This window comes from Pedobacter sp. (genome assembly GCF_046462515.1).
Lineage (GTDB): Bacteria > Bacteroidota > Bacteroidia > Sphingobacteriales > Sphingobacteriaceae > Pedobacter.
Genome location: NZ_JBKGVD010000005.1, coordinates 148,409 through 170,626 on the forward strand (window position 1 = coordinate 148,409; position 22,218 = coordinate 170,626).

A 22,218-nucleotide genomic window follows, 5' to 3' on the forward strand; every position below is an offset into this window, starting at 1 on the left:
TGCAAAGTTAATAAAACACAGTAAAATAAGCTTTAAAGAAAAAGCCTATTATTTTCTGATGAATTCAAACTGTCCGGATGGGCTCAATTTGATAATGGTTGAGGGCTTTTTAACTGTTCTATTTTCCTGTTCCCAGTTAATTACATAATCTACCGCTTCCAGAATTTCATCACTGATCTCATCAAAAAAGCGAGGAGTGGGCTGTCCGCTGATGTTTGCTGAAGTAGAAACAATGGGTTTTCTAAAACGTTGTAAAAGCTGCTGGCAAAACTCATATTTTGGAATACGGATACCTATACTTCCATCGGCATTGATTGCACTTGGGGCAAGGTTTTTAGCATTTGAAAAAACAATAGTTAAAGGATTTTCGGCATATTCAATAAGATCATAAGCAACTTCAGGTATGTCGTTTACATAAGAGGCGAGTTTATTGTCATTATCTAACAATATAATAAGGCTTTTATCTGCCGATCTGCCCTTGATTTGGTTTACTTTTGCAACAGCGGTTTCATTTGTGGCATCGCAGCCTAAGCCCCAAACCGTATCGGTAGGATAAAGAATTACACCACCGTTTTTGAGTACTTCCAACGCTTTATTGATTTCTTCTTTCATGACTACAACCATTTGGTTTTTTTACCGGTTATTGAATTTTTTATGGTATCGATAATATTTTCTAAACTGATATTTACATCTACCTGTTTTTGAAGTTGTCTGTTTTTGTGGCGCGATCTGGCAATGTCTGTATGCATCATCAAAAATTGTTTCAAACTTTTTAATATCCAGAAATCACCTTTTATGAAATGGCCAAGCAAAGTAAGTGTGAACAGTTGTACATACCATAAGGTTCTTTTAGTCCCATTTAAATGGATACTTTGCAAAATAAAACTGTTTCTGTTGTAAATGATTTTAACAAAGTTTGATTTGTTAAGTTTATTGGTAGATGAACTGATTTGGTGAAAACAAACAGCTTTATGTTCGTAGTATAAAGACCAGCCCATTTTCCATGCTCTAAGGCCTAAATCAAAATCTTCAAAATAAAAAGGCGAATAGATTTCATCAAAGCCATTTAACATGATAAGTTTTTTACGGTCTATTAAAGCATTGGCACCCGATAGATAACAGGTAAACGTTAGATGGCCGGTATCTTCAACATAATAAAAACGATTGGCTTTAAATTTAAAGCCCTTAAATTTTGGCATTCTGGCGGCATCTTCAATTTTCTTTCCGTCGAAATTCATAATGCAACCCATTACACCAAAGGTATCGGGCAAATTAAAATAGCCTAATTGTTTTTCGAAATAATCAGGAGTAAGTTCAACATCAGAGTTAAGCAAAAGAATAAGATCTTTAGATGCATGCTGTATCCCTTGATTACAGGTATAAGAAAAACCAGCGTTGTATAGGTTTTTGATCAGCTGTATTTTGGGATAATGTTGTTGGATAAACTCAACAGAACCGTCGCATGAACAATCATCAATCACAATAAACTCAAAATCGAGCTGACTCTGATGTAACGCTTGGTAAACAGAAGGAATATATTTTTCCAATAAATGTTTACCATTATAGTTAGGTAAAACTACCGAAATACTTTTAAAGTTCTCTGTCATTTACCTATGCTACCTTTTTATAATTTTTATATTCAAAACACCTAATGCCAGTTATTTTTTCTATCCATGCCAGTGCTTTACGTCTAAAAGGCATTTTATTTTTGAGATGTGTAGGGTCAAAATTAAATTTCCAGTTGCCATTTTTTACCCTTGAGCTAAAAACAGATGGATGGCTACCAGTGAACTTGAACAACTCATCGGCATTGCCATAATCAAAATCAGTAGCTTCAGGATAAGTATTGTCTATCCACTGATCGTTCTGAGTATAAAACTTATTGAAATTTCTTACCTTTTGGTTAAGGCCTTTGGGTGGTTTTACCCAGCCGTAATGATAAATATAGGCATCAATATGTTTAACCCTGATTTTACGGTCGTTGAACCTAAAACCCTGCGCATCGCGATAAGAGTGCATGCCTTTAATATTACGGATTACCCTGATTTCCCTTCTGTACCAACGCCTTGATTGTGCAAAGAAATCATAAGAACCGTAGAAATGTTTATAGTTAAACAATAAACCTTCTATACGTTGATCATTTAAGCATAATTCCATTTCTTTTTTGATAACAGGCAAATATTTCTCATGCACACACTCATCGGCCTGTATATAAAAAGCCCAGTCAGCATCAGCGCTGATAGCATTAAAAGCCTTATCAGTTTCCTGTGCAAAGGTTCTGCCGCCTTCTCTTAGGTCATCATCCCATACCGTTTGTATAATCCTGATTTTATCTGAGCCGATTTGTTTAATCAGTTTAAGTGTATCATCATCAGAATTGCCATGAGCTACAATAAATTCATCACAGATGGGAAGAATGGAAGTGATAGCTTCTACTACGGGGTAATCATTCTTAACGGCATTGCGAATAAATGTAAAACCTGCAACTTTCATTAACGGTAAAAAGATTTAATTGTTTAAGAGATAAATAAAGGACTTGGTTTTAGTTGCTCAAAGTTTTAAGGTAGCAATTCATAAGATTATGTGCAACTAAATTGTTATTAAACTTTTGAACGTACTCATAACCTTTATGTTGCATTTGCTTTGCCAAAGCGGGATTTGATAAAATATGGTTACTTGTTTTTGCCAATGCCTCAGCATCATCAGGCTGTATATATAAGCTGTCTGGTCCGCCTGCCTCTTCAAGACACGAACCAGCGGTGGCAATTACGGGAACTTTACTGTATAAAGCTTCTATAACAGGAATACCAAAGCCTTCATATCTGGAAGGATAGATAAATAAGTTTGCATTCTGATAAATTGCCGGAAAATCAGAAAATGGAACATTCTTGAGAAAAATTACCCTGTTTTCAAGCTGCTTGTTTTTTATTTTTTCTTTTACCAATGTTGCATAGCTGGTTTCTTTACCAATAACAACCAGTTTATATTTCTCGTTAATATGAGGTAAAGCATCTATGATCAGTCCTAAATTTTTTCTTGCTTCAATGGTTCCAACACTTAACATATAATGTTCGGGTAATTGGTGTTTTTCACGAGCCGATTTTTTGGTTTCTTCTGTAAGTGGCTTTTTAAAAATATCATCACAACTTTGGTAAACCACATCAATTTTTGAGGGTGGTATGTTGTAAAAATCGATGATATCTTTTTTGGTACATTCACTTATGGCAATAATCCGGTCGGCATTTACACAGGCATAACGGCTCTTAACTGTATAGATTTTTCGGTCAATCCATTTATAAAGCTGCGGCATGCGTAAAAAAATGAGATCATGTATGGTTACAACACTTTTAACCTGAGTATGCTGTATGCCAAAAGGTATTTCGTGGCTCAGACCATGAAACAGATTGATCTGATCTTTAATGAGCTGTTTTTTTACAGAAAAGCTTCGCCATATCACTTTAGCTACACCTTTAACTTTAGCTAACTTTAAATGTACATTATCTAATTTAAACAGGGGTAACTGTAAGAGATTTTCTTTGATTTTAGCGGTATAGATATAAAAATTATGTGCAGGATAAATTACAGCTAACTGTTCAATAAGCGAACGACTGTAATTGCCTAGACCTGTAAGGTTATTTGCTGCTCTCTTTCCGTCGTAGCCAATCTTTAAAGTAGAAAGCTCAAAGCTGTCAAAAGACTTTGAGCTCTCCTGTAGTGCAGTATGTAAATCGTTTTGTTGCTCCAATTTCAGATTTGCTTAAACAGCTACATTATTTTCTCTTAATGCGTCATTTAAGGATGTTTTCTTATCGGTAGATTCTTTACGTTTTCCAATAATTAAGGCACAAGGCACTTGATATTCACCCGAAGGGAATTTTTTGGTATAAGAACCGGGAATAACTACCGAACGTGAAGGTACCACACCTTTGTATTCAACAGGTGTTTCGCCGGTTACATCAATAATTTTTGTAGAGGCGGTAAGCACTACATTAGCGCCTAAAACAGCTTCTTTTTCTACTCTTACGCCTTCTACTACTATTGCTCTTGAACCTATAAAGCAATCATCTTCTATAATTACCGGAGCAGCCTGTACAGGTTCTAAAACACCGCCAATGCCTACTCCTCCACTTAAATGCACACGTTTACCAATTTGGGCGCATGAACCAACAGTAGCCCAAGTATCAACCATTGTACCCTCATCTACATGAGCGCCTATGTTTACATATGAAGGCATCATTATGACTCCGGGAGCTAAATAAGCGCCATAACGAGCTATAGCGTGCGGCACTACTCTTACACCGGCATCTTTGTAATTAGTCTTCAGATCCATTTTATCATGAAAAACAAAAGGGCCAACTTTTGTTTCTTTCATCTGCTTTATCGGAAAATATAAAATAACGGCTTTTTTTACCCATTCGTTAATGCCCCAGCTATTTAATACTGGCTCAGCAACTCGTAATTCGCCTTTATCAAGCCTTTGTACCACTTCTTCAATTGCTTCGCAATAATTATTGTAAATAAGCAAACCTCTGTCTTCCCAGGCCTCTTCTATAAGTTTTTTTAAATCTGCAACCATGATAAAATTTAAATTTTTACAAAATAAATCAAAATATTGTAATAGGTCATGCTTTAGTTGCTTATTTTTGAATTATTTATGGACGATAAAGAAAAATTACGTGTAGATAAATATTTGTGGGCCATCAGAATGTTTAAAACGAGGAGCATGGCAACAGAGGCCTGTAAGGCCGGAAGAGTAAAATTAAATGGCCAGAATGTGAAACCATCGGCTATTGTAAAGATTGGTGATGTTTACCATTTGTCTAAAGGACCAGAACGTAAGATTATAGAGGTACTGGAGCTTTCTTATAACCGTACAGATGCCAAAATAGCGGTAACCAAATACAAAGACCTTACACCGGTTGAAGAAACAAAAGCTTATAAGTCTGTTTTTTATGCACCTGCTTTACGCAGAGACCGTGGAACCGGTAGACCAACTAAGAAAGAACGCAGAGATACCGATGAGCTTTTAGATAACTGGTTTGAGACAGAAGATGAATAATGTGAAAATTCTTAAAAAAATATTAGATGGTAAAAATACCTGTAATTATAATGGGTGGCACAAATAGACCAAATACCAATTTGTTCTGCTAAAAAGTGCTTTTAAAGCATTTGAAAGTATAATTTAATTTGTTTATCATTGCTCTCAACCAAATATAAATCTAACAAAACTGTTTAAATTAAAATGCATCTAAGCAAATGATTTAAACAGTTTTTTGTTTTTAATCTTTATCAATTATGCAATCAGGCTTTAGCTTTGAAGTAAGCGAGAACCAACGGATCATTAGAAAAATGGTAAGTGATTTTGCCGAGAAAAAAATCAGGCAAAATGTAATGGAATGGGACGAACAGCAATATTTTCCAGTCGAAATCTTTAAACAATTAGGAGAATTAGGCTTAATGGGAGTGCTCGTGCCTGAAAATTACGGCGGATCAGGTTTTGGGTATCAGGAATATGTGGATGTTATTGTAGAGATAGCCAGGGTTTGCGGTTCGATAGGCCTTTCTGTAGCTGCGCATAATTCTTTATGTACAGGGCATATCTTAGCTTTTGGTAACGAAGAACAAAAGCAAAAATGGTTGCCTAAATTGGCTACTGCTCAATGGATAGGAGCTTGGGGTTTGACCGAAGCCAATACAGGTTCTGATGCACTGCGCATGAAAACCACAGCAGTATTAGATGGAGATCACTATGTAATTAATGGTGCCAAGAACTGGATTACGCATGGTAAATCTGGCGATGTTGCAGTAGTAATGGTGCGTACAGGAGAAGCTGGAAGTTCAAAAGGTATTTCTGCAATTGTTGTTGAAAGAGGAACTCCGGGTTTTTCGGCAGGTAAAAAAGAAAATAAATTAGGTATGAGGGCATCAGAAACTACTGAGATGATTTTTGATAATTGCCGCGTGCCTAAAGAAAACTTATTAGGGGTAGAAGGCGAAGGTTTTAAACAAGCCATGAAAGTATTAGACGGCGGTCGCATTTCTATTGCTGCCCTTGCCCTGGGTATTGCCAGAGGCGCATATGATGCAGCTTTGGCTTACGCGCAGGAACGACAACAGTTTGGTGTGCCGATCTCTTCTTTTCAAGGAATAAGTTTTAAACTGGCAGATATGGCAACAGAAATTGAAGCGGCTGAATTGCTGATCAGGCAGGCTGCCTACCTGAAGAACAACGGTTTACCTGTAACCAAGCAATCGGCTATGGCAAAATATTATGCCTCTGAAGTATCGGTGAGAGTAGCTACAGATGCAGTTCAGATTTTTGGCGGCTACGGTTATACCAAAGATTTTCCAGTAGAAAAATTTTATCGCGATAGCAAATTATGTACAATAGGAGAAGGAACTTCTGAAATACAGAAGATTGTAATCGCACGCGAAATTTTAAAGTAAAACTATTAACTAATCTATACTAAATCCGGCATCTCTGAACAGGGATGCCTTTTTTGTATAACAGAAAAAAGAAAGGGTTCAAAGGTCTTGGCTTCATTTCGTACTTGATAGAATCTTAGCATAATTTTTCTTGCTCTCAAGATCCTGAAACGAGTTCGGGATGATGAAGTAAGTCGACTCTTTGAACACCTTAACGAGGAAACTACCCCAGTTTTTTATATCTGATGCGCTTAGGCGTAACATCTCCCAAACGTTTCTTACGATTTTCTTCGTAATCAGAGTAATTACCTTCAAAGAAATACACTTGCGAATCGCCTTCGAAAGCTAAAATGTGCGTACAGATACGATCTAAGAACCATCTGTCGTGAGAAATAACCACAGCGCAACCACCAAAGTTTTCTAACGCTTCTTCTAAAGCACGCAGAGTATTTACGTCAATATCATTGGTAGGCTCATCCAGTAATAAAACGTTGGCACCTTCTTTTAGGGTAATGGCTAAATGAACGCGGTTACGTTCACCACCTGATAATACGCCTACTTTCTTTTGCTGGTCTGCACCATTGAAATTGAATTTAGAAACATAGGCTCTTGAATTTACTTGTTTGTTTCCCAATAACATATTATCTAAGCCATCGGTAATGTTTTCGTAAACCGTTTTATCAGGGTTAAGATCATTGTGCATTTGGTCTACATAACCCAATTTTACCGTTTCGCCAACTTTAAAATCGCCACTGTCTGGTTGTTCCTGACCGGTAATTAGACGGAAAAGGGTGGTTTTACCTGCACCATTTGGTCCAATAATGCCTACAATACCAGCTGGTGGTAAAGAGAAGCTTAAGTTTTCAAACAGCAATTTACCATCGTAAGCTTTGGAAATGTTATTGGCTTCAATTACTACATTACCCAAACGAGGTCCTGCAGGAATAAACAGCTCTAATTTTTCTTCACGCTCTCTTCCATCTTCGCTGGCTAATTTTTCGTAGTTAGATAAACGTGCTTTTGATTTGGCATGACGAGCTTTTGGTGCCATACGAACCCATTCTAACTCACGTTCTAAGGCTTTTTGGCGTTTGCTTTCGGTTTTTTCTTCCTGTGCTAAACGTTTTGCTTTTTGGTCTAACCATGAAGAGTAATTGCCTTTCCATGGAATACCTTCTCCACGATCCAATTCTAAAATCCAGCCCGCAACATTATCTAAGAAATACCTATCGTGGGTTACGGCAATTACAGTACCTTCGTAGTTTTGTAAGAATTGTTCTAACCAGTCGATGCTTTCGGCATCTAAGTGGTTGGTAGGCTCATCTAACAACAATACATCTGGTGATTGTAGCAGCAAACGGCATAAGGCTACTCGACGACGTTCACCACCTGATAATACACTGATTTTGGTATCAGGGTCCGGACAACGTAAAGCGTCCATTGCACGCTCTAATTTGTTGTCTAATTCCCAGGCGTTAGAAGCATCAATTTTATCTTGAAGCTCGCCCTGGCGTTGCATCAACTTGTCCATTTTGTCGGCATCAGAATAGTTTTCTTCTAAACCAAATGCTTCATTGATTTCTTCGTATTCTTTAAGGATCGCAGTTATTTCGGCTACACCTTCTTCAACTACTTCACGTACGGTTTTTTCAGGATCTAATTCTGGTTCTTGCGCTAAATAACCTACCGAGTAACCTGGTGAAAACACCACTTCGCCCTGGATAGATTTATCTAATCCCGCAATGATTTTTAATAAGGATGATTTTCCCGAACCGTTTAAACCTACAACGCCAATCTTAGCACCGTAAAAAAAGGATAAATATATATTTTTTAAGACTTGTTTTTGTGGCGGGTAAATTTTACTTACACCGGCCATTGAAAAAATGATCTTCTCGTCTGACATAGTAATTTTAATTAAGCGTACAAAGATGCAGTTAAAACTTGAGAGCTAAAAATATAAATATTGTCTCCTTTATTCGTTTTTTAGTGCACTGATAAAAAGCATCATCTTCTGCCAACTTAGCGCTTTTCTTTACGTTTGCTGGCAATTTGGCTGATTTTTGCTGTTACATAAACCTTACAATTTACCGACAAAGCCTTTTATAGCCTTGTTTTTAGCTGTTTTTATGCTTTTCATCCAAAATAATCGCTTAGCTATGCCAGAGATAACCGCCTTAATCCACCAAAATGGCTTAATTGTTGATAAAATATAAAAATCGAGGCGTAGGTTTTATAAAACAAATTTATAGCTTAGCATTGTCTCGATATGAACAAATTATGGAAGCTAAATTTTCTCCACAGGTAAAAGACGTGATTTCTTTCAGCAGGGAAGAAGCGTTGAGGTTAGGACACGAGTATATTGGCGCTGAACATTTATTGTTGGGCCTTATACGTGAAGGTGATGGAATGGCTATTAAGATCTTAAAATCTTTAGGTATAGATACAGCTAAATTACGTCGCTCAGTTGAAGATGCTGTACGGGGCACCTCAAGTGTTACGGTAAATTTGGGCAATATACCTTTGACCAAACAGGCCGAAAAAATTTTAAAAATAACCTATTTAGAAGCTAAAATATTTAAAAGTGATCTGATCGGTACGGAACATTTACTATTGTCTATATTAAGAGACGATGATAATATTGCATCGCAGATTTTAATGCAGTACAATATCACTTATGATTTATTTAAGCAAGAAGTAGAAACCAATAAAAACGGTTTTAAAGATGAAGCACAGACCGGGGGCACAGCCGGCGGTGATGATGATTATCAGGAAGAAGACGGTGGCAGTTTCTCTGCTCCTAAAAAAGTTTCTGACATCAAATCTAAAACTCCGGTATTAGATAATTTTGGTCGTGATCTTACACGTGCGGCAGAAGAAGGTCGTTTAGACCCGATAGTTGGTCGTGAAAAGGAGATTGAGCGTGTATCACAGATCTTATCCCGTCGTAAAAAGAACAACCCCATTTTAATTGGTGAACCGGGTGTTGGTAAAAGTGCTATAGCCGAAGGTTTGGCACTGCGCATTGTGCAACGTAAGGTTTCGCGTGTATTGTTTGGAAAAAGAGTAGTTACTTTAGATCTGGCTTCTTTGGTTGCCGGAACTAAATACCGCGGTCAATTTGAAGAACGTATGAAAGCTGTGATGAATGAATTGGAAAAATCACCTGATGTGATTCTATTCATTGATGAGATCCATACTATTGTGGGTGCGGGAGGTGCTTCAGGTTCTTTAGACGCTTCAAACATGTTTAAGCCAGCATTGGCCAGAGGCGAAATACAATGTATAGGAGCAACAACTTTGGATGAATACCGTCAGTTTATTGAAAAAGACGGAGCATTGGATCGTCGTTTCCAGAAAGTGATGATTGAACCGGCTACACCTGACGAGACCATCGAAATTCTGAACAGGATAAAAGAGAAATACGAAGACCACCATGGTGTAACTTATACCGAAGATGCCATAAAGGCATGCGTGGCTTTAACATCGAGATATATTACAGACAGATTTTTACCCGATAAAGCAATTGATGCTTTAGATGAAGCAGGTTCACGTGTTCATTTAACCAATATTCACGTGCCTGAAAATATCATTGCCATAGAAAGCAAGATAGAGGATATTAAACAGGAAAAAAACCGTGTGGTAAAAAGTCAGAAATACGAAGAGGCCGCAAGGTTACGTGATACGGAGAAAAGCTTGTTAGAAGAATTGGATAAAGCTAAAGCTGACTGGGAAGCTGAAACGAAAGCTAAACGCTATGTGGTAACAGAAGATAATGTAGCCGAAGTAGTTTCTATGATGACTGGTATTCCGTTGCAACGTGTTGGACAAACAGATAGTAATAAGCTGTTGAAAATGTACGATACCATTGCAGATAAGATTATTGGTCAGGATGATGCGATTAAAAAGCTTACCAAAGCCATCCAACGTACAAGAGCCGGATTAAAAGATCCTAAAAAACCAATTGGATCGTTTATTTTCTTAGGCCCTACGGGTGTAGGTAAAACCGAATTAGCCAAAGAGCTTGCCCGTTTTATGTTTGATAGCGATGATGCATTGATCCAGATAGATATGAGCGAGTACATGGAAAAATTCGCTGTTTCTCGTTTGGTTGGTGCGCCTCCGGGTTATGTGGGTTATGAAGAAGGTGGTCAATTAACGGAGAAAGTGCGTCGTAAACCTTATTCGGTAGTTTTATTGGATGAGATTGAAAAAGCGCATCCTGATGTGTTTAATATTTTACTGCAAGTACTTGATGAGGGGCAATTGACCGATAGTTTGGGCAGGAAAGTAGATTTCAGGAATACGATCATCATTATGACTTCAAATATTGGTGCCCGTCAGTTGAAAGATTTTGGACAGGGTGTAGGTTTTTCTACCAATGCTAAAATGAGCCAGACTGAAGCCCATAGCCGTAATGTAATAGAAAATGCACTTAAACGTGCGTTTGCTCCTGAGTTCTTGAACCGTATTGATGATGTGGTTGTGTTTAACAGCTTAGGCAGAGAAGAAATATTTAAAATTATTGATATTGAGTTAAAAGCCTTGTTTAGCAGAGTACATAACTTAGGTTATGAAGTAAAACTTACAGACGCTGCTAAAGACTTTATCGCAGAGAAAGGTTACGATAGCAGTTTTGGGGCTCGTCCGTTAAAACGCGCTATTCAGAAATACCTTGAAGATCCGATTGCTGAAGAAATCTTAAAAGGAGAGATTCATGAGGGAGATACTTTAGAGGTTGATTTCAATAAAGAAAAAGAAGAAATCATTGTGCAGGCAAAAGGTAGCGGTAAGAAAAAGAAAAAAGAAGAAGGCGCTTAAGCACACAGAATTAAACTGAAAAAGGATGGCATTGCCATCCTTTTTTGTTAATTATTTTCTCACGAGAGCCTGTTGAAATGTAAAAGGAATTTCCCCAACTGTTACTCTAACTTTTTTCCTCGGCGTCATCCTAAATTTATTTCAGGATCTATCGCTTATATTAAGGTGCTTGCCCATAGAGAACTAAAGGTGCTGAAACGAGTTCCGTATGATGATTAATTTTGTAAACCAATTAAATTACTCAAAGCCTCGTAATACTTTTCATAACTATTTTGATCAGTTTCTAAAAACAAGAAGGGCTCTATAAGCTCTAATTCCATTAAATGAAACACGCCATTTAAATATACCCCGTCAACACGGGCATAAAGGCAAGATTGTGCAAACTGTTTAACATACTGTTCTGCTGCTTGGGTTTCATTTAGTGTAACCGCTTTAGGCGTAATTGTTCCGCCAAAAGTATGTTGCACCCTAAAATCGCCCGGTTTGGCAGTTTTCAATAATGCATGACTAAATTTACCATCAAAAAATAGATAAGACCATTCTCCATTTTCTTCAATTTCCTTCAAGAAAGGCTGAACAATAAAATCTTCATCTTTAAGAAAGTTATGGAGTTTCTGTTCTGACTCGGCTAGATTTTCAGGAGTGATTTTCAGCGTGTTTTTTGCGCCGCCGCTTACTGTAGGTTTTACAATCAGCTGTTGGGTATTAAAATGGGTAAAGTAAAACCTCAGATCAATAGATTCTCCTTTTGGTAAAAATGCACTTGGTGTTACATTTAAGCCCGCATCAGCAATATCCTTTAAGTAATGTTTATCGCTGTTCCATCTTACTATATTAAAAGGATTGAGCAATTTAACACCTGCCACTTCAATTTGATTGAGCCATACATTGAAATCATTGATTAGGTCAAAATAATCCCATGGAGATTTAAGTATCGCATATTCAAAATCAGACCACTTTACATTCTGATCATTCCATATTACCTTTTCTATGTTTAATCCTTTGCTCTTTAAAAAACGCAACAAGATATCATCTTCATTTTCGGCAGTAGGAGAGGCGTATTTTCCTTTGTCGAGATAAGTGATTAATGCTAATTTCATCATTCAATTTTTTGCTAAATTATAAAAATACCCGCTTCAAAAAATTATAAAAGCGTTAAGAATGCTTAAAATAAACTGAGCTGCGGCGTAGGGATCCTGAACAAATCGGTCCGTAACTCGGTACGGTTTACATTCAATTGGTTTATGCGGCAATGTAGTTTGAAAGTATCATGTATTATATCTGCAATATTACCTTCGCCCCGCATTCTTACAGAATAGCGACTGTCATTCACATTTCCATTGTGGCAACTTTGGATCTGATGCCATACTTTTTCGCAACGATCTGGAAAACTCTTTTTTAGCCAATCTTCAAAAATACTTGCAATGGCGCCATTTAACCTTACAATGGTATATCCAGCGGCTAAAGCCCCGGCATTTGCCGATGCTTTAAGTAAAGCAGGAATTTCATGGTCATTCAAGCTTGGTATAATAGGCGCCGTCATTACACCTGAAGGTACATTGAGTGCGCTCAGCTCTTCTATTACTTTTAAACGTTGCTTTGCGGTTGTGGTACGCGGCTCAAGCTTTTGCCTTAACTTTTCATTTAAACTGGTAATGGAAACCATTACATGAACCAGATTGAGTTTTGCCAGTTCTGCTAAAAGATCTTTATCTCTCAAGATCAACGCATTTTTAGTAATCATAGAGACAGGGTGCTTGTAAGCCAAAGCAATCTCTAAAATCTGTCTGGTGAGTTTAAATTTTCTTTCGCAGGGTTGGTAACAATCTGTATTACCTGATATTGAAATAGGCACCACGCTCCAGCTTTTTTTCTCTATAAACTGTTTAAACAATTGAGGGGCATTATGCTTGATGAGAATTTTACTTTCAAAATCCAGTCCGGCGCTATATCCCCAGTATTCGTGAGAATTACGGGCATAACAATAAATACATCCATGCTCACAACCTTGGTAAGGGTTTAGTGAATAGAACATGGCAGTATCAGGACTGTCAACTTTGTTAACAATGGTTTTAGGGTAAGTAGGTATAAAAGCGGTCTTGGGATTTTCTATTTCCCAATCATCAATAGCTTCTGTATGTTCAATTACCAGATTGTTTTTGGCATACCGATTATGTGTATTGATTTGGGCCCCTCTACCGCTGAGATAATCAGTTGAATTAGCATTTTCCATTAAGTAAAAATGCTAAAATTTTTAGCAAAATGAAAATTAATTTGTCACCGTTGGCTCAAATTCAAGAGGTAAAAGCTCTGCAATTTTTTTGTAAGACCAATAACCTTTAAATAACATGCTTCTAGGATCTGCAACATTGCCATTGTTAAAGAAAAAAATATGAGGGCTTAATTTTTGAACAACCGAAACCTGGTAGTTTGCATAATCCATAGGCTTAGACATGCTGAAATTTAAATTAGCATACTCTCTGTCTTCTTGTGCTTTAGTATAAGCAATATAAAGCTCATCGCTAAAGTTCAGATATTTAACTTCAGTATTATAAGTTTTAACTAAGGTATCGGTATTTACCTGTGCCCGGCTTAACATGCTAATGGTTTTAGGTTTTGATCTTTCCTTGCTCCAAAACGCAAGCGAGTCTGATTTGGTAAAAGTGAGTACATTTATAGAACGCATGTTATTGGTAATTTGCTTGATCTTTGCATTGATCAAACTGTCAGGAAGTCGGTTTTTATTAGGAATAGTAATCAGCTTATTGATAATAAAACCTTCTTGTTGAGCAGTACCTTTTGCAAGTGATTTGAAAAAATGGACATATGAGCCATAATAAGCTTCGTTTCTCATTTTTTGCCATTTTCTATGCTTTGATTTCGAACCCTGAAGTTCTTCAAAATAAGGATAACCAGCGTAAAATATAATCTGCGTACGGTAATCATATTCAAAATATTGTAGCAGGTATTTTAAACGGTAGCCCAGCGCTTTGTTCTCTATAATTAAGAAATCATCACTTTTTAGACTTAAAACACGATCTTTCTGATTATAATCAACCTGTAATACTTCACTGTTTAACACTTTGCATTGTTTTGCATTGGGGCTTTGACCCAAAAATAATTCATAAAATAAACGCAGGTACGCTAAACGGTTAGGATCGGGTTTGATGACTACTTCTTTCAAGGAAATTTCACTTTCTTCCAGAACAATATTCATCTGTATATTTTTATTGAGAACCTCTACATTTTGAACAAAAGGTTTATAGCCGATCATTTTTACAATCACGTCATAATTGCCGGGGCTAAGATTAGGGAGCATAAATTTGCCCTCATTATTGCTCATGGTAGATATTTTGGTATTACCTATATATATACCTGCACCCGGCAAACTTTCTCTCTTGTCTTTTACTATACCGCTTATGGTAAAAGAGTTTTGCGCCATTGCTACTACATTAATCTGTATGAAGAGCAGTACAATAAATCGTTTGAAGTTCATGATTAGCTTTGTGAACTAAGGTAAACAGATTTAATTTTCAGTGCAAGAAAAATTACGAAAATATCGTAGATTGGTTTTGAAGCGAAAAGCCGGTATACAAAAACTCCCCGAAAGAATGATACATCTCTTTGGGGAGTTCGCTTTTCTTATGGTTATTGCAAGATTTATTTTTTCAATGCCTCTCTTACTTTAGGAGCAATCTGCGTACCATATAACTCAATTGATTTCATCATGTGTTCATGAGATGGCCCGCCCACATCCATATGTGCTGAAAAACGGGTTAGACCAAAAAGCTCATGCATTTGCAGAATTTTATCTATAGCTTCATTTACATCGCCTATAATTAACGCCCCATGCTTTGAACGCCCGAAATCGAACTGGCCTTTTTGAAAAGGAGGCCACCCTCTTGAACGTCCGATACGATCCATTTGAGCTGCATATACAGGGTAATAATAATCGGCAACAGCTTGGCTGTTCTCCCCAAAGAACGAGTGCATATGAACTCCAACTTTGAAATTATTCATATCGTGGCCATTGTCTTCATAGGCCTGTTTATAGTATTCAAACAAAGGTTGAAACTGTGCCGGATTACCACCAATAATGGCAAACATTACAGGTAAACCCAATTTACCTGCACGTACAACAGAGGCAGGTGTACCACCTACAGCTACCCAGATATTAAGGTGATCATGGTCTGCACGGGGTAAAACCATCTGTTCATTTAGCTCGGCTCTGAACTTACCTTTCCAGGTAATGGTTTCGTTCTGGTTTATTTTTACCAACAAATCTAATTTCTCTTCAAAAAGCGCATCATAATCTGCCAGGTTGTACCCAAAAAGTGGGAATGATTCTATAAAACTGCCTCTGCCTGCCATTAACTCTGCCCGTCCATTAGAAATAAGGTCTATGGTAGCAAAGTTCTGGTAAAGTTTAACAGGATCAGAAGAGCTTAGCACAGAAACAGCACTGCCCAATCTGATATTTTTAGTAACTGTAGCTGCTGCTGCCAATACAATTTCAGGACTTGATACGGCATAATCTGGACGATGGTGTTCACCTATTCCATAAAAATCAAGGCCTACTTCATCCATCAGCTTAATTTCTTCGATGATTTCCTGTAAACGTTGTTTTGCCGGTTGTATTTCTCCTTTGGCATTTACTTGTAAATCGCCAAACATTCCGATACCTAATTCCATAATATTTAATTTTTTAACAAAGATAGGAGCGATTATACATTTAAATTTTGACCTATGTTAAGAAGTTTGCTAAATGTTTTGGTTTAATTACACTATTTATCTGTTGTTAAAAGTTCGATTTTACCGGTAGACAATTTTTTTGATATCCAATTCTTTAGCTTGGATTTATCTTGGGTACTTAATTGCGGATTGGCTTCGTAATACAATGTAGTTAACATAAAATTGGTGTCGGCCTTTGCCAGATTTTGTTTTGCCAGAGCTATTGCTTTTATGGCAGGGAAGAGCGCATTAGCTTCACTATATAATTGTTTATTATCAAAATTGCCCTCGTTTATTTTATCTTTTAATAAAGCAATTTGCTTGTCTTTTTCATCTAATTCTCCACCATTTCTTTTTACCTCGTTCAGGATATCATTTTTTAACGCTTGAAGATTATCACCAGAATCCTGAACAATGATCAACTTTGTGTTTTGCAATCCATATGATGCGAGCTTGTTATTAAAAGACCTGATTTCGTTATTTGTAAATTTCTTTTTTAATAAAGCCAGTTCTATTGTTCTCGATGGGTTGTTATAACTGATTTTTTGGTAAACAACCGTATTGTCGTGCTGTAGAAATTCTTTACTGATAAAATTTTCGGCCGACTGTTTAAACTGTTGTTCTTTAAACAAACTAAAAGCAAAATAAGCACTTGGTAGGAGCATAAATACAACTAATAATGTGATGCTATATTTTACCTGTTTTTGTTGCTTTTCATCAACTTGTTGAACTGCTGGGTATTTTAGGTATTTTACGATTGAAAAAGTTGCGATACAGATAAATACGCAGTTGATGATGTATAGAAATAAAGCACCCAGAAAAAACCTGATGTTACCGGTAGCTAAGCCATAACCGGCAGTACAAAGCGGGGGCATTAATGCGGTTGCAATGGCTACACCCGGGATAGGATTGCCTTTCTCTTTACGTGTTATGGCAATTACACCTACTACGCCTCCAAAAAAAGCGATTAACACATCGTAAATATTGGGCGATGTTCTGGCCAGCAGTTCTGACTGGATCTGTTTAAATGGGCTGATGTAAAAATAGATAAAAGCAACAATTAAACTGGCAACAGTAGCTATAAGTAAATTTAAAAGTGATCTTTTCAATAACTTAAAATCGTACATGCCTAAGGCAAATCCAGCACCTATGATCGGTCCCATTAAAGGAGATATGAGCATTGCACCAATAATAACCGCTGTTGAGTTTACATTTAACCCTATTGAAGCTACAATGATAGCACAAACCAAAATCCAAAGATTTGAGCCTGTAAAAGAAATATTGCTTTTAACGGCATCTAAAGTTTTCTGTTTGTCTTCTTCTCCTCTCTGTAAATTAAAAAGATATCTGATAATTCTGCTCATCTGCGTTTTGGGTTAAATGGTTGATAAAGAAACCATAGAAACTATACATTGTTTGGTACTTTATTCAATTAAGATCTTGACGTAGTAGTTTGGTTAAATATAATTCAAAATAGCCACCAAGGTAACCAAAGATACAAATACCCATAAAAATATACCTTGCAGTACAGGTTTTAATCCGGTTGAAAACAAAACTTCTTTAGACAGGCCACAACCAATTAAAAATATGGTAAGCATTAATCCGCATTTAGCTGTATAAACAATATAGCTGCTTATTGAGCGAAAAAAAGGAGAATACGTATTTAAGAGAATGGCAATAATAAATCCACCGATAAAGTATGGAAGTTTAATTTTAACCCCTTTTGATCTAAAAATTAAAAGGCTGAAAAAAGCTACAGGAATGATCCACAATGCTCTTGCTAATTTTACGGTGGTTGCAACAGCAAGTGCCTCATTACCAAATTTAGCTGCAGCTCCAACTACCGAACTGGTATCATGAATTGCAATAGCGCACCATAAACCAAACTGTTGCTGGGAAAGATGCAATAAATGCCCAAGAAAAGGAAAAAGCAGAAGGGCCACTGAATTTAAGATGAAAACCGTTGCTAAAGCAATGCTGATCTGTTTATGGCCCGCTTTAATTACAGGAGCAATTGCCGCAATGGCACTGCCTCCGCAAATGGCTGTGCCTGCTGTGATGAGATATGAAATTTTAAGGTCTATCTTAAGTGCCTTACCCATAAGATACCCTAAGATCAACGTGCCAACTATAGAAAATATGGTAAAGAGAAAACCACTTTTTCCTGCATTTATTGCTGTTTGCATATCCATGCCAAAACCTAAACCTATTACCGAAAATTGTAATAATAATTGTGTGATTTTATGATTGTGTTGTGGATATGGATGACCTACAAACCAAGCAAAGCCTATACCTGCTAATAAAGCTAAAGGAGCAGATAGAAAGGGTGTAAGACATAAAGCAACAATGGAAAAGAAACCGGCCCTTTTAGCCCAAAAAGGGATGCCTGTTTTTAAAGGCTTAATATTGTTTTTGTTCATGGTACATAAAAATTAATTTATGTACAAAAGTGTTAAGACCTTAGTTGTTGTTTAAATTGATAATGGCTATGCTTAATTACCTCTGGCTATGGGTTAACAAAAATCTTTGAAAAATAAGAGGGAGAGTTTCGGTTTGCCCTTGCTCATTAACCAGATAAAAGTGTCTTTCAATCTCAAAATCCTTAATGTCAATGATTTTCATTTCCTTATTTAGGAGTTCTTTATAAATGGAATGGATCGATAAAAAAGCAAAAGCCTTAGAGTTCAGCAAGTAATTTTTAATGCTTTCGGTGCTTTCTAATACCAGTTCAATATTTAAATGAGAGAGATTAAAATTTGCTTTAGACAAAGCATTGTGGATAACTTCGAGTGTACCTGATCCTTGCTCACGTGTAATCAAGGGTAATTTACCAATCGAATTTAATGTAATTGAAGATGTTTTAACCAAATTGTTGTTAATATGGGTACATAAAACAATCTCATCTTTTGCAAAAGCAAGATAATTTAAATTTCTGCGCTTGGAATAACCTTCAATAATACCCATGTCTATCTTATGATCAAGAAGTAGGGCTTCTATATTGTCGGTATTTTGAGTAGTAAGTTTTATACTAATGTCGGGAAACTGCTCTTTAAATGCAGCAAGATAGCTGGGTAGAACATATTGGGCAATAGTAGTACTCACGCCTAAGTGTAAAGTACCCTTATTGTCATGTTTAAGAGAATCCAGATCTAAATCTATATTACGGTATATTTTAAAGAGCTGTTCTGTGTGGCGGAATAAGATAGTACCAGCTTTGGTTAATTTTATTTTAGTGCCATTACGGTCAAAAAGCTTGGTTTGGTAATAATTCTCAATCTCTTTAATGTGTTTTGTAACAGAAGGTTGGGTAATATATAATTCTTGCGCAGCTTTAGTGAAATTCAATCGCCGGGCAACTGTGTAAAATACTTTTAACCTGAAGTCGAACATCTTTCAATTATAGCAAAATAAGCATTAATATCGAGGATTTATGCAAAAAGATAAGAACCCGTACATTATTTCCAAAATTCGTCGTTCCAGTTATCGGCAATTACGTGCTGATGTTGCTCAAGCAATTCCAATTGCTCAGGAGTGGCCTGCTGTTGAATTTCATTGAAAAGAACTCTTTCTTCAAACCTGATATGATTTTCTAATTCTTCTTCAATCAGACTCAGGGTTCGAATTGGCTCGCTTTCTCCGGTAAATAAACGCTTTAATCTGCGGTGTTCTGATAAGGCTTTTCTGATATGTTCGTTTTGAGCAGGTAGAATGGAAAAGAGATATTTTTCTTCTGCGTTAAAATGTGGATTTAGATGATTTTCCCAAAACCAATCAACGTATTTCTTTATACGTTCGGGCGCTATATTACGCTTAAAGCCTTCCCGTATTTTCCAGCTTAATAACAGTCCGTAATGATGTTCTCTGCTTAAAGGTTGTAGGGCGGGATGACGTCTTAGGGGAGTATTCATTATGAGCTTCTATTTTATTTTCTTTAAAACATCCAATAATACAATGGCATGATTTATTTTAGGATCTTTGGCCGCATACACAAGGGTAAGGTTCTGTTGATCCATAATACTCTTAACTCGATGTAGTTCTTCTACTTTGCCTGAAAGCTCTTCCCTGTAAAGTAAGGTAAACATATCAAAAAGTTCTTCTTTATGATTGAACTGTTTTCTGAGTGCTGTTGAAGGGGAAAGTTCCTTATTCCATTCATCTAAATGAGCATCTTCTTTTTTGATACCACGTGGCCATAACCTGTCAACCAATATGCGGTAACCATCGGCCTTTTCAGGCTTTTCATATACTCTTTTAATTTTTACCGTGTACATTATTTTATTGCTTTTCTGAGATGTTCTACCAGCTTAGAAGATCTGTAGCCAAAATCTGCCCCAAAACTGTTGATTACCATTCCCTTAATGTTATGTTTATCTGATGATATGGCAAATACAATGCTTTCGTCCGCAGGATCGGTCATGCCTTCAAACCGATAGATTTCATCTATTACAAAATCATCCGGAGATAATTCATAAGAGTTATCTGAGCATATCAGGTAATCCTGATCAGATTTTAATAAAAAATCGGTAGTATAACCTCTTTTTATCAGGTCGTTAACGGCCTCGCTGAGTGTATTGTAGCTGTACATATACTAAAGTTAATCAAAAACCTATACTAATAAGGATAGAACTATCTATTACTTATAACAAATATAGATAAATTTTTATTTCAGATAAATTTATCTGAAATAAAGTAACCTTATTCAAAATAAAAAGCAACAACTGCATACCATAAACCCAGATATGGCGAACTTTTATGTATTTCTTTCGTTTCCTGAAAGTCTATTAACAGCGATAATTGTTTTTAAAGCATGGAAATGCCAAAATTTGGAACAAGCTAAAATGGTTTTAAATAACTTTGTTTTTTTAGCGATAAAAAGGAGAGTGTTGGTAAAGGATTAGCTTTTGCAAAAATGCCAGAAACTCATTTGTCTCCTGATTTCAAAACCTAATTTATGGTAAAGAGCTATTGCTCCTTTATTGGTTTGGGTAACATGTAGAAAGGGAATCTTATTTTCACTGAAAATCTTATTAGATACGTAGTTTACCAATTGTTTTGCATAACCCTGGCCTGTATAATGAGGATGGGTTACAACGGCACTGATTTCTGTATAAGCATTCATTTTCATTCTTTCGCCTGTAACAGCAACCAGTTGTTCATCTTTATAAATTCCATAATAATCTCCCAATTGAGGAGTGTGTTCTCTAAAATAGCCTGGCTGAACAAGGTTTACCAATTTAATCAGGTCGTCTTCATGCTTATTGTTAAGATGCTGGATATTTTCGTCAATAGATGTATCTACGGGGTTTTCTAAAATCATCTGCTCACAAATCAGTTCTGTTTTTAATTTAACCGTATCTGTATACATGGGTTGATTGCCAACTACAAAAAAATCGGCAGACAGTTCTGCATAGCTGCTCAGACTTTGAGGAACATTGCATTCAGGGCCAAGTGCCCCGAAAGGGCAAAAGCGGGGGTGGTAAAATTTGATGCTGTGGTCTGGCGATAAACAGAATGCAGCATGTGTTTCATTTAAAGCAGACCAAACGGGGTTATCTAATGGATTTATCATTTAATTATTATGGAACGGCTGAATTAAATTGGTTCAAGGTTTATCTCGTCCTACAAATCTACTCTTACCCAACAAAAAATCAATCGCCTTAACTATATTTCTATCGATACTTTCTTGTGATTTTAAATTAGATATATATCGTATCATCTCTTTTTGAAGATAAGGAGGAAGCGTTAAAAATATCTTTTCTGCTTCTCTGTTTCCTGCTAAGGCTTCTGTAAATTTTGGGTGGGGCTTTATGCTGCGGTCATCATTATCATATTGAATGGTAATATGTACTATTTCGCCAATTCTCTTGGGCGAGTTTTTAAGCATCTTTGTGTTGATGTATAGCCGCCATTCACCTGCATATTTTACCAAAGTCTGTTTATAGCTTTGATTATTAATCAAGCCATAAACAGGAATGTGCCCCTTATTTTTGCCGGCTTTTGCAAAAATATCTTCAAGGATAGCTACAGGAACATAAACAAAAGGATTGATGCCAATAATCTCTAAAGCAGCTTTAAACTGATGCATGCTAAGTTTGATTTTTGTGGTTAATATAGGCAAAAGCTAAATAAATGTAAAAACTCTAATCCGAAATAACAGCTCCATTCTTGCAGAATGAATGTTAAAAACTTCTGTCGTATAAATGCACCTCAAATCTTATATTTACGCATCCCAAAAACTTTTGA

At 36.5% G+C, this 22,218-nt stretch carries 21 protein-coding genes; 3 read left to right on the forward strand and 18 right to left on the reverse strand.

Annotated elements, in window-relative coordinates:
• Nucleotides 1-48 precede the first annotated feature (48 nt).
• From ACLHG9_RS05640 to ACLHG9_RS05660, 5 genes are read right to left on the reverse strand one after another with little or no spacing between them, the layout of a single operon-like run.
• On the reverse strand, nucleotides 49-612 hold the full coding sequence (locus ACLHG9_RS05640) for an L-threonylcarbamoyladenylate synthase (RefSeq protein ID WP_410220518.1): 564 nt from the start codon (nucleotides 610-612) through the stop codon (nucleotides 49-51).
• Between the two features lie 2 nt (nucleotides 613-614).
• Nucleotides 615-1,607 carry a glycosyltransferase family 2 protein gene (locus tag ACLHG9_RS05645; protein ID WP_410220519.1) on the reverse strand — a complete coding sequence of 331 codons (993 nt, stop codon included), beginning with the start codon at nucleotides 1,605-1,607 and terminating at the stop codon, nucleotides 615-617.
• 4 nt (nucleotides 1,608-1,611) lie between these two features.
• Nucleotides 1,612-2,493 carry a glycosyltransferase family 2 protein gene (locus tag ACLHG9_RS05650; RefSeq protein WP_410220520.1) on the reverse strand — a complete coding sequence of 294 codons (882 nt, stop codon included), beginning with the start codon at nucleotides 2,491-2,493 and terminating at the stop codon, nucleotides 1,612-1,614.
• A 49-nt stretch (nucleotides 2,494-2,542) separates the two neighbouring features.
• The gene (locus tag ACLHG9_RS05655; protein WP_410220521.1) at nucleotides 2,543-3,745 is read right to left on the reverse strand and encodes a glycosyltransferase family 4 protein; all 1,203 of its coding nucleotides are present in this window, start codon (nucleotides 3,743-3,745) and stop codon (nucleotides 2,543-2,545) included.
• Nucleotides 3,746-3,757: 12 nt separating this feature from the next.
• Nucleotides 3,758-4,576 (reverse strand): 2,3,4,5-tetrahydropyridine-2,6-dicarboxylate N-succinyltransferase, encoded by an 819-nt coding sequence (locus ACLHG9_RS05660; protein WP_410220522.1) that lies wholly within the window; start codon nucleotides 4,574-4,576, stop codon nucleotides 3,758-3,760.
• A 78-nt stretch (nucleotides 4,577-4,654) separates the two neighbouring features.
• Between ACLHG9_RS05660 and ACLHG9_RS05665 the strand changes: the two genes are divergently transcribed.
• A complete protein-coding gene (locus ACLHG9_RS05665) occupies nucleotides 4,655-5,059 on the forward strand; it encodes an RNA-binding S4 domain-containing protein (RefSeq protein WP_410220523.1) in 405 nt (134 codons plus the stop codon).
• 236 nt (nucleotides 5,060-5,295) lie between these two features.
• Nucleotides 5,296-6,447 (forward strand): acyl-CoA dehydrogenase, encoded by a 1,152-nt coding sequence (locus ACLHG9_RS05670; protein WP_410220524.1) that lies wholly within the window; start codon nucleotides 5,296-5,298, stop codon nucleotides 6,445-6,447.
• Between the two features lie 202 nt (nucleotides 6,448-6,649).
• On the opposite strand, the gene ettA is transcribed toward ACLHG9_RS05670, so the two are convergent.
• Entirely contained in the window at nucleotides 6,650-8,329 is a 1,680-nt protein-coding gene (gene ettA / locus ACLHG9_RS05675) for an energy-dependent translational throttle protein EttA (RefSeq protein WP_410220525.1), read from the reverse strand.
• A gap of 374 nt (nucleotides 8,330-8,703) precedes the next feature.
• Between ettA and ACLHG9_RS05680 the strand changes: the two genes are divergently transcribed.
• A complete protein-coding gene (locus tag ACLHG9_RS05680) occupies nucleotides 8,704-11,244 on the forward strand; it encodes an ATP-dependent Clp protease ATP-binding subunit (protein WP_410220526.1) in 2,541 nt (846 codons plus the stop codon).
• A 215-nt stretch (nucleotides 11,245-11,459) separates the two neighbouring features.
• Here the strand turns inward: ACLHG9_RS05680 and ACLHG9_RS05685 are convergent, their stop codons facing one another.
• The 12 genes from ACLHG9_RS05685 to ACLHG9_RS05740 all read right to left on the reverse strand — a co-directional run bounded on the left by ACLHG9_RS05685 (nucleotide 11,460) and on the right by ACLHG9_RS05740 (nucleotide 22,060).
• Nucleotides 11,460-12,347, reverse strand: a complete 888-nt coding sequence (locus tag ACLHG9_RS05685) for a RimK family alpha-L-glutamate ligase (protein ID WP_410220527.1) — start codon at nucleotides 12,345-12,347, stop codon at nucleotides 11,460-11,462.
• A gap of 62 nt (nucleotides 12,348-12,409) precedes the next feature.
• On the reverse strand, nucleotides 12,410-13,477 hold the full coding sequence (locus ACLHG9_RS05690) for a PA0069 family radical SAM protein (protein ID WP_410220528.1): 1,068 nt from the start codon (nucleotides 13,475-13,477) through the stop codon (nucleotides 12,410-12,412).
• 36 nt (nucleotides 13,478-13,513) lie between these two features.
• Nucleotides 13,514-14,740 carry a carboxypeptidase-like regulatory domain-containing protein gene (locus tag ACLHG9_RS05695; RefSeq protein WP_410220529.1) on the reverse strand — a complete coding sequence of 409 codons (1,227 nt, stop codon included), beginning with the start codon at nucleotides 14,738-14,740 and terminating at the stop codon, nucleotides 13,514-13,516.
• 164 nt (nucleotides 14,741-14,904) lie between these two features.
• Nucleotides 14,905-15,936, reverse strand: coding sequence for an LLM class flavin-dependent oxidoreductase (locus ACLHG9_RS05700; protein WP_410220530.1), 1,032 nt, complete (start codon nucleotides 15,934-15,936; stop codon nucleotides 14,905-14,907).
• A 92-nt stretch (nucleotides 15,937-16,028) separates the two neighbouring features.
• On the reverse strand, nucleotides 16,029-17,339 hold the full coding sequence (locus tag ACLHG9_RS05705; RefSeq protein WP_410220531.1) for a TIGR00341 family protein: 1,311 nt from the start codon (nucleotides 17,337-17,339) through the stop codon (nucleotides 16,029-16,031).
• Nucleotides 17,340-17,432: 93 nt separating this feature from the next.
• Nucleotides 17,433-18,395, reverse strand: coding sequence for a YeiH family protein (locus ACLHG9_RS05710; RefSeq protein ID WP_410220532.1), 963 nt, complete (start codon nucleotides 18,393-18,395; stop codon nucleotides 17,433-17,435).
• 76 nt (nucleotides 18,396-18,471) lie between these two features.
• Nucleotides 18,472-19,365 carry a LysR substrate-binding domain-containing protein gene (locus ACLHG9_RS05715; RefSeq protein WP_410220533.1) on the reverse strand — a complete coding sequence of 298 codons (894 nt, stop codon included), beginning with the start codon at nucleotides 19,363-19,365 and terminating at the stop codon, nucleotides 18,472-18,474.
• A 65-nt stretch (nucleotides 19,366-19,430) separates the two neighbouring features.
• Complete coding sequence (locus ACLHG9_RS05720; protein WP_410220534.1) at nucleotides 19,431-19,883, reverse strand: hemerythrin domain-containing protein; 453 nt, start codon at nucleotides 19,881-19,883, stop codon at nucleotides 19,431-19,433.
• Nucleotides 19,884-19,892: 9 nt separating this feature from the next.
• Nucleotides 19,893-20,246 carry a DUF488 domain-containing protein gene (locus ACLHG9_RS05725; protein WP_410220535.1) on the reverse strand — a complete coding sequence of 118 codons (354 nt, stop codon included), beginning with the start codon at nucleotides 20,244-20,246 and terminating at the stop codon, nucleotides 19,893-19,895.
• Complete coding sequence (locus ACLHG9_RS05730; RefSeq protein WP_410220536.1) at nucleotides 20,246-20,560, reverse strand: phosphoribosylpyrophosphate synthetase; 315 nt, start codon at nucleotides 20,558-20,560, stop codon at nucleotides 20,246-20,248. The genes ACLHG9_RS05725 and ACLHG9_RS05730 overlap by 1 nt, the downstream gene beginning before the upstream one ends.
• Before the next feature lie 309 nt (nucleotides 20,561-20,869).
• A complete protein-coding gene (locus ACLHG9_RS05735; protein ID WP_410220537.1) occupies nucleotides 20,870-21,544 on the reverse strand; it encodes a GNAT family N-acetyltransferase in 675 nt (224 codons plus the stop codon).
• A gap of 33 nt (nucleotides 21,545-21,577) precedes the next feature.
• Nucleotides 21,578-22,060 (reverse strand): YdeI/OmpD-associated family protein, encoded by a 483-nt coding sequence (locus ACLHG9_RS05740; protein WP_410220538.1) that lies wholly within the window; start codon nucleotides 22,058-22,060, stop codon nucleotides 21,578-21,580.
• Between the last annotated feature and the right edge of the window lie 158 nt (nucleotides 22,061-22,218).